Origin of the sequence: Streptomyces sp. NPDC059443 (genome assembly GCF_042750105.1) — a bacterium.
GTDB lineage: Bacteria > Actinomycetota > Actinomycetes > Streptomycetales > Streptomycetaceae > Streptomyces.
This window is the reverse complement of record NZ_JBHYVM010000018.1, coordinates 1-13,030: the sequence shown is the minus strand read 5'-3', so window position 1 is coordinate 13,030 and position 13,030 is coordinate 1. Positions and strand designations below refer to the sequence as shown.

The window sequence follows — 13,030 nt, the reverse complement described above, 5'->3', positions numbered from 1 at the left end:
ACCCCCCGCTTATGGTGCGGGGGTGGGGGCCGCCCCCCCTGCGCCCCGGGGCGCTCCCCCACCACCCCCCCGCCCCCGCGCGGCTCCGCGCCCCCGGCGCCACGGTGCTGACAGGGACGTCGTTCCTGGTCACGCGCTTCGGCAACGTACCGATCAACGCGCGGATCAAGGAGTGGGCGGTGACCTCGCCTCCGGCCGATTACGTCGAGATCCTGCAGCGATGGGACCTGTTCAACCAGACGCGCACCATCACCGCGCTCGCCGCCTTCGTCCTGCTCGTCATTGCTCAGAGCGGGTCCAGTCCGCGGCCGGCCCTTTCTCCCACACCTTCCAGCTGACGGTCGAGGGCCTCCTCGGCTTCCGTCAGCGGCATGTTCCATGGCATTCGTTCGGGATGTCCCGGTGCCGGTTCCCCGATCTCCGGGGTGGGAAGGAAGAACTGGCTCTGGCCGTACGTGACGAGTGCATCCGCGCAGAAACGCAGCAGGGACTTCAAAGACAAACGCATGGGAACATCGTGGCCGGTCGTGAAAAAGCAGGGATAAAGTCCGGATGCAGGTCCGGACGCAAACCAGGCTGACGTCATGACCGGCCGGCGTCCCGCGCTCAGGCCGATGCCCGCATCGGCATGTGGAACACCTTGTCGTCGGCGAGTACGGCCTGGTGGGCCAGGCGCAGCTCCAGCCCGGGTTCGATGCCGAGCTCCTCGATGAGGTGCGCGCGGGTGCGGCGGTAGGTGGCGAGGGCGTCGCCGCTGCGGCCGCTGCGGTGCAGCACCGTCATGAGCCGGGCGCAGAAGCCCTCGCTGAGCGGGTTCTCCGCCACCAGCCTGCTGAGCTCACCGATGAGTTCGAGGTGGCGGCCGAGTTGCAGGTCCAGGTCGATGCGCCGCTTGAGCGCGCTCATCCAGGCCTCGTCGTACTGCAGGGCGGTGCCGGAGAGCGCGGAGCTCTCCCGGAGCCCCTCTAGCGTCGGGCCCCGGCGGAGGTCGAGGGCTTCCCGGTACTGCTTGGAGGCGAGTTCGTGGCGGCCCGCCAAGGCCGATTCCGCGGCCAGGGCGCAGAGCCGGTCGAAGCACACGGTGTCGAGGATGCCCTCGTTGACCTGGAGCTGGTAGCCCGGCGCTCGGGTGCGCAGGGCGCACCAGCGGCCGTCGAGGTCATAGCGGATCAGGAACTTGCGCAGCTGCGAGACGTACACGCGCAGCGCGGCGAGCGCGGTGGCCGGCGGCCGGTCGCCCCACAGTTCGCGGATGAGGGACTCGTTGGACACGATCGCGTTGGGCCGGATCAGCAGGGTGGCCAGAAGCTGGCGCAACTTCCGCTGGGGCAGCTGGACTTCGGAAGATCCCACGACGATCTCTAGTGGGCCCAGCAGGCGGAGCGCGACCCCGCGGGGGGCGATCTCCTGCAGGTCGTACGCCGGCAGCTTCTCCGAGTTGATCGTCTTCTCCAGGGTGATCGTCATGCCAGTATCTCCAGCCGCGGGTGGGCGCTGCGGAAGAACGTCAGCGGCTGTTCCTCGCGGAGCAGGCCCAGGTCGACGACCTCGCCGACGACGATGACGTGGTCCCCGCCCGGGAACATGGTGTGCAGCCGGCAGTCGAGGAAGGCGAGTGCATCGCCGAGCACAGGAGAGCCGGTGGCACCGGGTCCGTGCGGCAGGTCGCCGAAGTCCGCGGTGCCGCGGCGGGCGAAGGCCCGGCACAGGCCGGCCTGGTCGGACGCCAGGATGTTGACGGCGAAGGCGCCAGCGGCCTCGACGGCGGCGAGTGCCCGCGAATCCCTGTGCACGCAGAAAAGCACGAGGGCGGGGTCGAGGGAGAGCGAAGTGAAGGAATTCACCGTGACCCCCACCGGCCCTTCATTGCCCGCCCCCTGGCATGTAATCACCGCGACGCCGGTCGGATAGCGGCCGCACACCTCGCGCAGCACCCGCGCATCCACGGGCACCGTGACCCTTTCGTCAGTACCGGAAACAGTCAAGCTGTCCACTTCCCCCCTAGGAAATACCGCACTCGCCTCTCGCCGGTGCAATGACGGGCACCTGGAACGGGCAGTGCAGGTACCTGACCCTAACGAGGCGGCGTCGTGACCACCTACGTCCCAAAGGATGAGAGGGGGCGTACTTTCGGCCGGAGCACCCCTACCAGAGCACCATGTCGGATGACATAAGCCCTGTTCAAGGGCCGATCGAGAAGGTGCTCCGAGCTGGGATGACGGCGCCGACTGGGCAATCTGGGAGAGCGCGGGGGTGGCGGGCAGCGGCCCCAGCCACCTCCGGAGCCCCGGCCGGGCGGGGGCGCCCCCACGGCCCTTCATCTTTCCCTCGGTCGCTTTTCCCTGCCCTCATCCGCGCTTTATCGCAACGGGTGATCCTTTTTGGGACGGTCACCGAAGACCGGACCCGGAACGGAAGGAAACCGCAATGCGCAGCACTCTCATCGTGGCTCGCATGAAGCCGTCCGCCGCGGCCGACGTGAAGCGCATCTTCGCCGAATCCGATGCCGGCGAACTTCCCCATCTGATCGGTGTGAAAGAACGCAGGCTGTTCCGCTTCCACGATCTGTACCTGCATTACATGGCGTCCGACGAGGACGTGCGCGGGCCCATCTCGGAGCTGAAGGGCCACGAGCTCTTCGTCGATGTCAGCGAGCGGCTTAGCCCCCACATCGCGGCGTACGACCCCGAGACCTGGCGCGGTCCTCAGGACGCCATGGCCCACGAGTTCTATACCTGGCGCGCAGAGGGCTGAGGCTGCCCGCGCTCGCTGACCCCGGCGACGAGGCGTCGCCGGGTGGGGGGACCGCACCGCTGGTGCGGGACAACGAGAGGAGGCTGGCATGGCCAGCGAAGGAATGACCAAGATCGCGGCGAAGGACGTCGAGTCCAACCGGCGTCGGGGGGGCGATCTGCGCACGCTGCTCAGCCCGGCCAACGCCCAGGCCACCGCGGGCTTCATGGGGGTGCTCACCCTCCAGCCCGGCGAGGTCGTCACCGAGCACTACCACCCGTACTCCGAGGAGTTCCTGTACCTCGTCAGCGGTGAGCTACTGGCGAAGATCGACGGGCAGCCGGTCCCGCTCGCCGCGGGTGAGGCACTGCACCTGAAGATCAATGTGCGGCACCGGCTGGAGAACCACGGCACGGAACCGGCCTTCATGGTCTTCCAGCTGGGTCCGCTGGCGCCCCGCCCCGAGCTGGGGCACGTCGACACCGAGCCGCTGCCGGGAGGGGAGTCCGCGTGACCCGCCGCAAGGCCGTCATCACCGGCATCGGTGTGGTGGCGCCGGGCGGCGTGGGTACCAAGGCCTTCTGGCAGCTGCTGACCGACGGCCGTACGGCCACCCGGGCCATCTCCCACTTCGACGCCTCGGCCTACCGTTCCAGGATCGCGGCGGAGTGCGACTTCGACGCGGCCGCCGCGGGGCTGACCTCCGAGGAGGTCCTGCGCATGGACCGCGCCGCGCAGTTCGCCGTGGTCGCCGCGCGGGAGGCCCTGGCGGACAGCGGCGCGCCGACCGACGGGGTGGAGCCGCACCGCATCGGCGTCTCGATCGGCAGCGCGGTGGGCAACACCATCACGCTGGAGCAGCAGTACGTCCGGGTCAGCGACCGCGGCAGCAACTGGGTCGTCGACCCGTCGAACCCGTATCCGCACCTGTACGGGGCTCTGGTGCCCGGCTCGCTCGCCACCGAGGTGGCGTGGACGGCCGGCGCCCAGGGCCCGGTCCGGGTGGTGTCGACGGGCTGCACCTCGGGCCTGGACTCCGTTGCGCAGGGCGCCCAGTTCATCGAGGACGGGCAGGCCGATGTCGTCCTGGCCGGTGCCACCGACGCGCCCATCTCACCGATCACCGTGGCCTGTTTCGACGCGATCAGGGCGACCTCGCCCAACAACGAGGATCCCGCGCACGCCTCGCGGCCCTTCGACCGCGACCGTGACGGCTTCGTGCTCGGCGAAGGCGCGGCCGTGCTGGTCCTGGAGGACGAGGAGTCCGCGCGCCGCCGCGGTGCCCGGGTCTACTGCGAGGTCGCGGGGTACGCGCAGCGCAGCAACGCGTTCCACATGACCGGGCTGCGCCCGGACGGCAAGGAGCTGGCCGAGGCGATACGGGTGGCGCTGGACCGCGCCCGACTGCCGGCCGATGCCGTGGACTACGTCAACGCCCACGGCTCCGGCACCCGGCAGAACGACAAGCACGAGACCTCCGCGGTGAAGGTCTCGCTCGGCGAGCACGCATACCGCGTGCCGATGAGTTCGATCAAGTCGATGGTGGGGCACTCGCTGGGTGCGATCGGCGCCCTGGAAGTCGCCGCCTGCGCCCTCGCCATCGAGCACGACACGATCCCGCCCACCGCCAACCTCCACCACGTGGATCCCGAACTCGGGTTGGACTACGTCCCGTTGACGGCACGCGAGCAGCGGACCGACACCATCCTCAGCGTGGGCAGCGGCTTCGGCGGGTTCCAGACGGCGATGGTGCTCACCGCGCCGGGGAAGGGGACGCGCCATGTCTGACACGGCGATGGCCACACGCCGCGCGGTGGTCACCGGCATCTCGGCCGTGGCACCGAACGGTCTGGGGATCAAGGAGTTCTGGCAGGCCGTGCTGGAGGGCCGCAGCGGCCTCGGCCCGGTGACGCACTTCGAGGCGGACGCCTTCCCGGTGCGTACGGTCGGTGAGGTCTTCGGGGACGGCCCCCTGCCCGGTGTCGACCCCCGGCTGACGGTGCAGACCGACCGCTGGAGCCAGTTCGCACTGCTGGCGGCCGAGGAGGCGCTGGCCGATGCCGGCGTGCGGCAGCAGGAGTTCTCACCGTACGACCTCGGGGTCATCACGGCGTCCTCCTCCGGCGGCAACGCCTTCGGCCAGCGCGAGATCGCGTCCCTGTGGTCGAAGGGGCCCCGGTACGTGGGTCCGTACCAGTCGATCGCCTGGTTCTACGCGGCCACGACCGGCCAGCTGTCCATCCGGCACGGCATGAAGGGACCCTGCGGGGTCACCGTGGCCGAGCAGGCCGGCGGTCTCGACGCGATCGCGCAGGCCAAGCGCGCCCTCGTGCGGGGGGACGCCAGGCTCGTCCTGACCGGCGGCACGGAAGCACCGCTGAGCCCGTACGCGCTGACCTGCCAGACCGCCTCTGGGCGGCTGAGCACGAGCGCGGACCCGGAGCACGCCTACCGGCCGTTCGACGCGGCCGCCTGCGGCCACGTGCCTGGCGAGGGCGGCGCGATCCTCGTGCTGGAGGACGCGGACAGTGCGCGTGAGCGCGGTGTCGAGACGCCGTACGGCGAGATCGCCGGTCACGCGGCCACCTTCGATCCCGCTCCCGGCACGCCGGGGGCCGGGGCGTCCGGTGCGCTTCGGCGGGCCGTCCTGCTGGCCCTGGCCGACGCCGGGGTCCGGCCGGAGGAGGTCGACGTCGTCTTCGCCGACGCGGCCGGCACTCCCGAGCTGGACCGCGCCGAGGCCGACTGCCTGACCGAGGTGTTCGGTCCGCGCGGGGTGCCGGTGACGGCGCCCAAGGCGCGGTACGGACGGCTGTACGCGGGCGGCGCGCCGCTCGACGTCGTCACCGCGCTCCTCGCCCTGCGCGAGCAGGTGATCCCGCCGACCGGGCCGGGCGCCGTCGCGGACGCCGCGTACGGCATCGACCTCGTGGCGGAGCCCCGGGCGGCGCGGCTGCGCACGGCCCTGGTCATCGCCCGCGGCCACGGCGGCTTCAACTCCGCCCTCGTCGTCCGGACCCTCACCCCGTGACGACGCTACCGACGAATCCTGACCCCGCGACACCGAAAGGACCCCGCCCATGACCGCGGCGCCCCTTGAGTACGACGATTTCTTGACTCTCGTCGAGCAGTGCACCGGCGTTTCTCTGGAGACGCTTCAGATGGACGACCCGACCCTGACCATCGACGACCTGGGAGTCGACTCGCTGGGTCTGATCAACGTCCTGACCGAGGTGGAGAACCGCTACGACATCCGCCTGAACGCCGAAGGCCTCACCCGCTTCCCGGAGATCTGCGCCCTGATCAACAAGCAGTTGGAGCCGGCTCCCGCGCGCACCGAGAACAGCATCGTCATCGACGCGCCGTTCGACCTGCTCTGGGACATGACCAACGACGTGGCGAACTGGCCGAACCTGTTCAGCGAGTACGCCCTCGCGGAGATCCTGGACCAGCACGGCGACACGGTGCGGTTCCGCCTCGCCCTGTACCCGGACGCCAACGGCAAGGTCTGGAGCTGGGTCTCCGAGCGCGTCATGGACCGCGAGAGCCGGACCGTCAAGGCCCACCGGGTCGAGACCGGCCCCTTCGCCTTCATGAACATCCACTGGGCGTACGTCCAGACCGACTCGGGTGTGGAAATGCGGTGGGTGCAGGAGTTCCGCATGAAGCCGGACGCCCCGCTGGACGACGCGGGCATGACCGAGCGCATCAACAAGAACTCCAAGGTCCAGATGGCTCTCATCAAGGAGCGCGTGGAGGCGGCGGCCCTCGCCGGTGCGGCGGTGACCCGATGACCGCCCTCGACTTCGGCCTCAAGGGCCGGCACGCCCTGGTCACGGGCGGCGCCCGGGGCATCGGGCGAGCCACCGTGCTCGCCTTGGCCACCCAGGGTGCCGCGGTGACGGCCTGCTACGTCAACGAGAGCGAGCAGGTCGAGTCGCTGCGCCGGGAGCTGGCGGACCTGGGGGCCCGGGGCACCCTCGTACGCTGCGACATCGCCGACCACGAGCAGGCCGCCCGGCTGTCGGCCGAGGCGCACGAGCGGTACGGGGCGATCGACGCCGTCGTGAACAACGCGGGGGTCATCAGCCACCTCCCGCTGGTGGATCTGGTTCCTGACGAATGGCACCGCATCCTCGACACCAACCTGTCGGGCACGTATCACGTGATCCGCGGGGCGCTGCCGTACCTCGCCGACACCGCCTCGATCGTCAACATCAGCTCCGCCGTGGCGCACCACGGCATGCCGGGCGCCGCCCATTACGTGGCCTCCAAGGCCGGTGTGATGGGTCTGACCCGGGCGCTGGCCAAGGAGCTGGGCCCGCGCGGCATCCGCGTCAACTGCATTGCCTCCGGGCTGGTCGAGACGGACCAGATGAAGGCCGTCACCGCCGAGGGCAAGGCCTCGTACGAGCAGCGGATCTCGCTGCGCCGGCTCGGCAGCCCGGCGGAGATCGCCGACGCGGTGCTCTTCCTCGCCTCGGACGCCGCCCGCTACGTCACCGGCGCCACGCTCGACGTCGACGGCGGCATCTGACCCCCGAAGGAGACCGCACGCCGTGCTCCGCACCGTGTTGGAGATGGTCGTCCGGGAGGGCTGCGAGGACGAGTTCCGCGCTGCCTGGCTGGAGACCGCGCAGGCCGCCGCGAGACTGCCGGGCTGCGTCGCCCAGTCGCTGCTGCGGGACCCGCGCAATCCCCGTAACCGACTGGTCATGGCCGACTGGGCCGACCAGGCCGCTCTGGAGGCCTTCCAGAACGGCCCCGAGAGGGAACGGCTCAGCGCCCGGCTGGAGCCGTTCCGTGAATCCGCCCGCAAGCAGGTGCTCGACGTCGTCGAGCACCTGCCGGGCGCCGCATCGATGAAAGGTGGTCCGTCGTGACCGTACGCATCATGGTTTCCGCCCGTGTCCAGGAGAAGGACCAGGAGGCCTTCGAGGAGGCCTACCGGCAGGTCACCGCCGTGGTCAAGGGCACCCCCGGCCACCTGCGCGACGAGCTGCTGCGCGACGCGGAGCAGCCCGGCCGTTACATCCTGCTCGCCGAGTGGGAGAGCGAGGAGGCCTTCCGCACCTGGGAGGACGCCCCGTCCCACCGCGAGATGGCGGCCCCGATGTTCCCGTACTGGAGCGGCGGTGAGATCGAGCGGCGCATCTTCGACCTGCGTGCCCGCCTCGACAGCGTGCCGTCGCAGGGCTGAGCGGACCGCGACCCATGGCGACCATCCGCAAGGCCCTGGTGATCGGGGCTGGCATCGGCGGGCTGACGACGGCGGCGGGCCTGCTGCGGCAGGGCATCGACTGCGAGGTCTTCGAGGCGCGTCCCACTCCGGGGCGGCTGCTGACCGGCGGCGGCTTCATGCTCTGGCACAACGCCTTCCTGGCGCTGCGCAGGATCGGGCTCGACGAGGCCGTCGCCGCCGACGCGGTGCGCATGCGGTTCCACGAGTTCCGCTCGGACTCCGGACGGCGCCTGGCGCGGTGGCAGCTGGACGGCCCGACGGAGCGGGCCGGCGCGCCGGCCTGCGCGTTGCGCCGCTCCACGCTGCACACGGTGCTCACCGAGGCGGTCGGTGAGCACCGGATCCGCCTCGGCCGCCGGTTCACCGGCTACACCGAGGACGCCGACGGTGTCACCGCGCACTTCGAGGACGGCTCCACGGCCCGCGGCGACGTGCTGGTCGGCGCGGACGGGCTGCGCTCCGCCGTGCGCGCGACGATGCGCAACGGCTTCGATGTGCCGCCCCGGTACGCCGGCTACACGGCCTGGCAGGCCATCACCCGGCTGCCGGGCGAGTCGCTGGTGCCCACCGGCACGTTCTTCAACCTGTGGGGCAAGGGCGGACTGCGCTTCCTGTACTGCCGGCTGAATGAGGACGAGGTCTACTGGGACGCCATCACCAGTGACCGCGCATCCGCCGGGATCGACACCCTGCGCCTGTCGCGGGGGGCCGCGCTGGCGGCGGCGTACCGCGACTGGCCGGACCCGATCGGCAGGATCATCTCCTCGACGGATGAGGAAGCGATCCTGCCGGTGCCCATCCACGACCGGCCGCCGGCCGGGGGGTGGAGCAAGGGCCGGGCCGTGCTCGTCGGCGACGCCGCCCACCCGATGACCCTCAACCTCAGCCAGGGCGCCGGCCAGGCCATCGAGAGCGGTGTGGTGCTCGCCGACATGCTGGGGCGCTGCGCGCCGGACGACGTGCCCGCCACGCTGCGGGCGTTCGAGTCCACCCGCCGGGCGCGGGCCGCGGACATGGTGACGACCTCGTGGCGGATCGGCACGTTGGGCCTCGCGCACAACGGTCCGCTGTGCCGGCTGCGCGACGTCATGATGTACACCTTCTTCGACTCGGTCGCGCGCAACCAGAGCTACTCGCTGATGCTGGACGACCGGCTGGAGCGGACTCCGCTGCGGACGGCCGAGCTGCTCGGCAACCGAGCGGGGTGAGCCCGGCCGTGCTGGTCGCCCTGCTTGCCGTCGTCTTCGTGCTGTGTACCGGGGTCCTCGCGGGCGCCCTGATCGCGGTGGAGCGCGCCATCGTCCCCATGCTGCTGCGGCTGCCGCGGCAGACCTGGTCCGACGTGCACCGATTGCTGGACCCGGGGTTCGACCCGCTGATGCCGACCGTCAACAAGGTGGCCCTGGCCGCCGGTCTCGGGCTGACCGTCCTGGCGCCCGGAGTCGCTGCGAAGGCCTCCTTCACGGTGGCGCTGGCCGCAGTGGTGGGCGTGGCCCTGGTATCGGAGCTGCGCAACGTGCGGATGAACCGGGTGATCGACGGCTGGGCCGCGGCCGGGGAGATCCCCGACTCCTGGCACCCGCTGCGCGCCCGGTGGGCGCGCGCCAACCTGCTGCGGACCGTCTTCGCGGGCCTGGCGTTCTGCGTCGGGCTCGGCGGCTGCTGGCTGGTGTGGGCCTGAGCGGGCCCCGTACACGTACCCCTTCTTGAGTTGAGGAGCAGATCCGGTGAATCCGGTACACGAGGAGCGCGAAGCGCTCGGATCCACCCCCGAGCCCGCGGAGTTCGCGGGCCGGGTCGCCCTGGTCACTGGTGCCGCGCGCGGCATCGGCGCGGCCACTGCCCGCATCCTGGCGGCGCGGGGCGCCCGCGTCGCGGTGAACTACCACAAGAGCGCGGACCGGGCCGAGGAGGTCGTGGCCGCGATCCGGCAACGCGGCGGGGAGGCGGTGGCCGTCCAGGGCGACGTCACCGACCCCGACGGGGTGGCCGCCCTGGTCGCGGCTGCCAAGGCCGAACTGGGCCCGCTCGACGTCCTGGTGCTCAACGCCGCGGGCCTGGGCGCCCACGAGGCGCGCATCGCCCCCGCGGCGGACCTGGCCTGGGAGGACCTGGAGCACGTGGTCAGTCAGCAGCTCAAGGCGCTGTTCCTGACCACGCAGGCCGTTCTTCCCGACATGATCGCCCGGGGCAGCGGCTCGGTGGTGGCGGTCGGGGCGGCGCTCGCCCGTCGGCCCGCCCCGCGGTTCCTCCCTCTGACCGTCGCCAAGGCGGGCGTGGAGGCCGCCGTACGCACACTCGCGCTGGAGGCGGGCCCGTACGGGGTGCGGGTCAACGCGGTGGAGCCGAACCTCATCCTCACCGAACTCGCCCGCTTCATCCCCGAAGAGGCCCGCCGGGCCGCCGCCGAGCGGGCCGCGCTGCGACGCAACGGGACCCCCGAGGACATCGCCGAGGTCATCGCGTTCCTCGCCTCGGACCGTGCCTCGTACCTCACGGGCAGCTGCCTGGTCGCCGACGGCGGCACGGCGCTCGCCTGACCGTCCCGAGCCCCTGAGCGCCCGCGGGGCGCCCGACCGCCTTGCCCCTCGGTTTGCTCCGTCTTTATCTCCCCCTTTGCTGCCGCTGGTTGCCTGTCCCACGGCCGCCGCCCGCCTCCGGACGGCGGCCGATCGAAAGGAATTCACCATGTCGAAGACCGAACGGAAAGTCGTCAACCGGGACGATGTCGAGCCCGTCTGCTGGTTCGGTGAGGAGGGTCGCTTCCTGCTCCGCAAGGAGGACACCGGCGGCCTGTACAGCTTCTACCAGATCACCACGCGGCCGGGCAGCGGTCCGCCGATGCACGTCCACGAGACGGCCGACGAGGCGTTCTTCGTCAACAAGGGCACGTACGAGTTCGAGGTCGGCGGTGTCACCGAGACCGTCACCGAGGGCACCGTGATCTACGGACCGCGCGGCGTGCCGCACCGCTTCCTCAACGTCGGTGACGAGCCCGGCCAGTTGCTGGTGATCGCGACGCCCGGCGGCGTGGAGAACTTCTTCATCGGCCTGTCCAAGCTGGTCTCCGGCGGCGGCATGCCGGACTGGGAGAAGATGCAGCAGCTCGCCAACGAGAACGAGATGCGCGGCTTCATGCCGCAGCCGGGCGCCCGCGGCGACGTGGCCGGGCCGCCGGCCGGGCTGCACGGCCGCCCCGCCGGTCCCGCCGGCGCACAGGGCTGAGGAGGACACCATGCCCGCACAGCCCTCCGACAACCGCGCCGGCCTGCGGCTCGCCACGCCGCCCCGCCGCCATGACGTGATCATTCTGGGTTCCGGCATCGCCGGGTCGACCCTGGGCGCCATCCTCGCAAAGCAGGGCGTCTCCGTCCTCCTGCTCGACGGCGGCACCCACCCCCGGTTCGCCGTCGGCGAGTCGACGACGCTCTACACCCTCAAGGTCTTCCGCCTGCTCGCCCGCCGCTACGGCATCCCCGAGCTGGAGTCGCTGACCTCCTCCGCCGGCATCCGTGACGACGTCGCGCCGACGTCCGGCACCAAGCGGCACTTCGGTTTCATCCGGCACGAGGAGGGCAAGGAGCCCGACCCGGCCGAGTTCCTGCAGTTCAGCCCGCCGTCCAAGGCTCTGCAGACCGGTCACCTGTTCCGCCAGGACACCGACGCGTACCTCTTCCACGCGGCCATCCGCTACGGCTGCGACGTCCGGCAGGCCTTCCACGTCGAGGACGTGGAGCTGGCCGAGGACCACGTCGCCGTGGTCGGCAAGGGCGGCGAGCGGTACGAGGGCCGCTACCTGGTGGACGCCAGCGGGTTCCGGTCCCCGATCGCCAAGGAGCTCGGGCTGCGCAAGGGGCCGGAGGCCCTCAAGCACCACTCCCGCTCCATGTTCACCCACATGCTGGGTGTGCGTCCGACCGACGAATGCCTGCGCGTGGGGCCCGAGGACGCGCCGCCGATCCCCTGGGTCGAGGGCACGATGCACCACCTCTTCGACCGCGGCTGGTTCTGGTCGATCCCCTTCAACAACTACCCGGGCTCGAAGAACCCGCTGGTCAGCGTCGGCCTCACGCTCGACGAGCGGATGTACCCGAAGAACCACAGCATCACCCCGGAGGAGGAGTTCCGCAGCTTCGCGGCACGCTTCCCCGCGGTGGAGCGGCTGTTCGCGGACGCCCGTACCGTACGGCCGTGGGTGTCGGCCGACCGGATCCAGTACACCTCGACGAAGACGGTGGGCCACCGCTGGTGCCTGATGTCGCACGCGGCCGGCTTCATCGACCCGCTGTACTCGCGCGGCCTCACCAACACCGGTGAAGTGGTCAACTCGCTGGCGTGGCGGCTGCTCGACGCGCTGGCCGAGGACGACTTCGACGAGGAACGCTTCCGGTACGTCGACGAGCTCCAGCAGGGGCTGATCCGCTACAACGACGAGCTCGTCAACTGCTCGTTCGTCTCGTTCCAGGACCACGCCCTGTGGAACGCCGTCTACCGCATCTGGTGCGCGGCCGAGGTGCCGATCAACCTGCGCTTCGACCGGTTCACCGAGCGCTTCATGGACTCGGGCGACGACGGCGTGCTCCGCGCGATGGAGGAGGCGGCCTACCCGGGTCTGCCCGTCCCCGGATCCCCGGGCTACAAGGCCCTGTTCGACGACATGGTGCGGATCTGCGAGGCGGTCGACCGCGGGGAGCGCACCGCTGCCGACGCGGGCGCCGAGCTGATGAAGACGGTGGCCGGCTCCCCGGTCGTGCTGGACCACCTCGGCCTCCGCGACGCCGACTGCCGCTTCGTCTACCCGATGCCCGACGACCTTCGGCGGATGGCGACGTGGCTGCGCCACGACGGCCCGGACGAGCTGCGTTACCTGACCACCGGCGTCGACGTGCACGGCGTGCCGGTGCCGGCCGAGCCGGATGTCGAGAAGGCGCTGCCGCACTGACACGGGGTGCGCACAAAGCCAGGAGCGGGGGGGGGGCCCCCCCCGCGCGGGGGGCGCCCCCGCCCGGGGGGGGGGGGGTTGTATAAAAAAAAAAACACCCAAAACAATAAGAG

At 71.1% G+C, this 13,030-nt stretch carries 17 protein-coding genes and 1 pseudogene; 15 read left to right on the top strand and 3 right to left on the bottom strand.

The features are described 5' to 3' along the window. Nucleotides 1-11 precede the first annotated feature (11 nt). Nucleotides 12-338 (top strand): anthrone oxygenase family protein, encoded by a 327-nt coding sequence (locus ACFXDJ_RS18940; RefSeq protein WP_384849781.1) that lies wholly within the window; start codon nt 12-14, stop codon nt 336-338. Here ACFXDJ_RS18940 and ACFXDJ_RS18935 read toward each other — a convergent pair. From ACFXDJ_RS18935 to ACFXDJ_RS18925, 3 genes are all read right to left on the bottom strand, one after another. Then, the gene (locus ACFXDJ_RS18935; protein WP_384849704.1) at nt 287-508 is read right to left on the bottom strand and encodes a DUF6059 family protein; all 222 of its coding nucleotides are present in this window, start codon (nt 506-508) and stop codon (nt 287-289) included. The two genes, ACFXDJ_RS18940 and ACFXDJ_RS18935, sit on opposite strands and share 52 nt — an antisense overlap. 98 nt (nt 509-606) lie before the next feature. Then, complete coding sequence (locus tag ACFXDJ_RS18930) at nt 607-1,467, bottom strand: BTAD domain-containing putative transcriptional regulator (protein WP_384649575.1); 861 nt, start codon at nt 1,465-1,467, stop codon at nt 607-609. After that, nucleotides 1,464-1,952: a flavin reductase family protein gene (locus ACFXDJ_RS18925; RefSeq protein ID WP_384649576.1), complete on the bottom strand. Its 489-nt coding sequence runs from the start codon at nt 1,950-1,952 to the stop codon at nt 1,464-1,466. The genes ACFXDJ_RS18930 and ACFXDJ_RS18925 overlap by 4 nt, the downstream gene beginning before the upstream one ends. Nucleotides 1,953-2,427: 475 nt before the next feature. Here ACFXDJ_RS18925 and ACFXDJ_RS18920 point away from each other — a divergent pair, with 475 nt between their 5' ends. The 14 genes and pseudogenes from ACFXDJ_RS18920 (at nt 2,428) to ACFXDJ_RS18855 (ending at nt 12,917) form a co-directional block, all read left to right on the top strand. Then, the gene (locus ACFXDJ_RS18920; RefSeq protein WP_384649578.1) at nt 2,428-2,754 is read left to right on the top strand and encodes a TcmI family type II polyketide cyclase; all 327 of its coding nucleotides are present in this window, start codon (nt 2,428-2,430) and stop codon (nt 2,752-2,754) included. 88 nt (nt 2,755-2,842) lie between these two features. After that, a complete protein-coding gene (locus ACFXDJ_RS18915; RefSeq protein WP_384649580.1) occupies nt 2,843-3,247 on the top strand; it encodes a cupin domain-containing protein in 405 nt (134 codons plus the stop codon). Beyond that, a complete protein-coding gene (locus ACFXDJ_RS18910) occupies nt 3,244-4,521 on the top strand; it encodes a beta-ketoacyl-[acyl-carrier-protein] synthase family protein (RefSeq protein ID WP_384649582.1) in 1,278 nt (425 codons plus the stop codon). The genes ACFXDJ_RS18915 and ACFXDJ_RS18910 overlap by 4 nt, the downstream gene beginning before the upstream one ends. Beyond that, complete coding sequence (locus ACFXDJ_RS18905) at nt 4,514-5,764, top strand: ketosynthase chain-length factor (RefSeq protein WP_384649584.1); 1,251 nt, start codon at nt 4,514-4,516, stop codon at nt 5,762-5,764. The genes ACFXDJ_RS18910 and ACFXDJ_RS18905 overlap by 8 nt, the downstream gene beginning before the upstream one ends. Before the next feature lie 49 nt (nt 5,765-5,813). After that, nucleotides 5,814-6,008, top strand: a pseudogene (locus tag ACFXDJ_RS18900) (acyl carrier protein); the annotation flags it as partial. 39 nt (nt 6,009-6,047) lie between these two features. After that, nucleotides 6,048-6,527, top strand: a complete 480-nt coding sequence (locus ACFXDJ_RS18895) for an SRPBCC family protein (protein WP_384849778.1) — start codon at nt 6,048-6,050, stop codon at nt 6,525-6,527. Beyond that, on the top strand, nt 6,524-7,270 hold the full coding sequence (locus ACFXDJ_RS18890) for an SDR family oxidoreductase (RefSeq protein ID WP_384649586.1): 747 nt from the start codon (nt 6,524-6,526) through the stop codon (nt 7,268-7,270). Before ACFXDJ_RS18895 ends, ACFXDJ_RS18890 begins: the two co-directional genes overlap by 4 nt. Before the next feature lie 22 nt (nt 7,271-7,292). Next, on the top strand, nt 7,293-7,616 hold the full coding sequence (locus tag ACFXDJ_RS18885) for a putative quinol monooxygenase (protein ID WP_384649588.1): 324 nt from the start codon (nt 7,293-7,295) through the stop codon (nt 7,614-7,616). Continuing rightward, complete coding sequence (locus ACFXDJ_RS18880) at nt 7,613-7,933, top strand: antibiotic biosynthesis monooxygenase family protein (RefSeq protein WP_384649590.1); 321 nt, start codon at nt 7,613-7,615, stop codon at nt 7,931-7,933. Before ACFXDJ_RS18885 ends, ACFXDJ_RS18880 begins: the two co-directional genes overlap by 4 nt. A 14-nt stretch (nt 7,934-7,947) precedes the next feature. Beyond that, nucleotides 7,948-9,183, top strand: a complete 1,236-nt coding sequence (locus tag ACFXDJ_RS18875; RefSeq protein WP_384649592.1) for an FAD-dependent monooxygenase — start codon at nt 7,948-7,950, stop codon at nt 9,181-9,183. Further along, nucleotides 9,180-9,656 carry an anthrone oxygenase family protein gene (locus ACFXDJ_RS18870; RefSeq protein WP_384849698.1) on the top strand — a complete coding sequence of 159 codons (477 nt, stop codon included), beginning with the start codon at nt 9,180-9,182 and terminating at the stop codon, nt 9,654-9,656. Before ACFXDJ_RS18875 ends, ACFXDJ_RS18870 begins: the two co-directional genes overlap by 4 nt. Nucleotides 9,657-9,702: 46 nt before the next feature. After that, nucleotides 9,703-10,515, top strand: coding sequence for an SDR family NAD(P)-dependent oxidoreductase (locus tag ACFXDJ_RS18865; protein ID WP_384849695.1), 813 nt, complete (start codon nt 9,703-9,705; stop codon nt 10,513-10,515). 148 nt (nt 10,516-10,663) lie between these two features. Further along, a complete protein-coding gene (locus ACFXDJ_RS18860) occupies nt 10,664-11,200 on the top strand; it encodes a cupin domain-containing protein (RefSeq protein WP_384849692.1) in 537 nt (178 codons plus the stop codon). 10 nt (nt 11,201-11,210) lie between these two features. After that, a complete protein-coding gene (locus ACFXDJ_RS18855) occupies nt 11,211-12,917 on the top strand; it encodes an NAD(P)/FAD-dependent oxidoreductase (protein WP_384664145.1) in 1,707 nt (568 codons plus the stop codon). Nucleotides 12,918-13,030 lie beyond the last annotated feature (113 nt).

Bases quoted from the DNA above. Each gene is read 5' to 3' on its own strand.
- ACFXDJ_RS18940 (WP_384849781.1), top strand. From the start codon at position 12: ATGGTGCGGGGGTGGGGGCCGCCCCCCCTGCGCCCCGGGGCGCTCCCC.
- ACFXDJ_RS18935 (WP_384849704.1), bottom strand. From the start codon at position 508: ATGCGTTTGTCTTTGAAGTCCCTGCTGCGTTTCTGCGCGGATGCACTC.
- ACFXDJ_RS18930 (WP_384649575.1), bottom strand. From the start codon at position 1,467: ATGACGATCACCCTGGAGAAGACGATCAACTCGGAGAAGCTGCCGGCG.
- ACFXDJ_RS18920 (WP_384649578.1), top strand. From the start codon at position 2,428: ATGCGCAGCACTCTCATCGTGGCTCGCATGAAGCCGTCCGCCGCGGCC.
- ACFXDJ_RS18915 (WP_384649580.1), top strand. From the start codon at position 2,843: ATGGCCAGCGAAGGAATGACCAAGATCGCGGCGAAGGACGTCGAGTCC.
- ACFXDJ_RS18905 (WP_384649584.1), top strand. From the start codon at position 4,514: ATGTCTGACACGGCGATGGCCACACGCCGCGCGGTGGTCACCGGCATC.
- ACFXDJ_RS18890 (WP_384649586.1), top strand. From the start codon at position 6,524: ATGACCGCCCTCGACTTCGGCCTCAAGGGCCGGCACGCCCTGGTCACG.
- ACFXDJ_RS18875 (WP_384649592.1), top strand. From the start codon at position 7,948: ATGGCGACCATCCGCAAGGCCCTGGTGATCGGGGCTGGCATCGGCGGG.
- ACFXDJ_RS18860 (WP_384849692.1), top strand. From the start codon at position 10,664: ATGTCGAAGACCGAACGGAAAGTCGTCAACCGGGACGATGTCGAGCCC.
- ACFXDJ_RS18855 (WP_384664145.1), top strand. From the start codon at position 11,211: ATGCCCGCACAGCCCTCCGACAACCGCGCCGGCCTGCGGCTCGCCACG.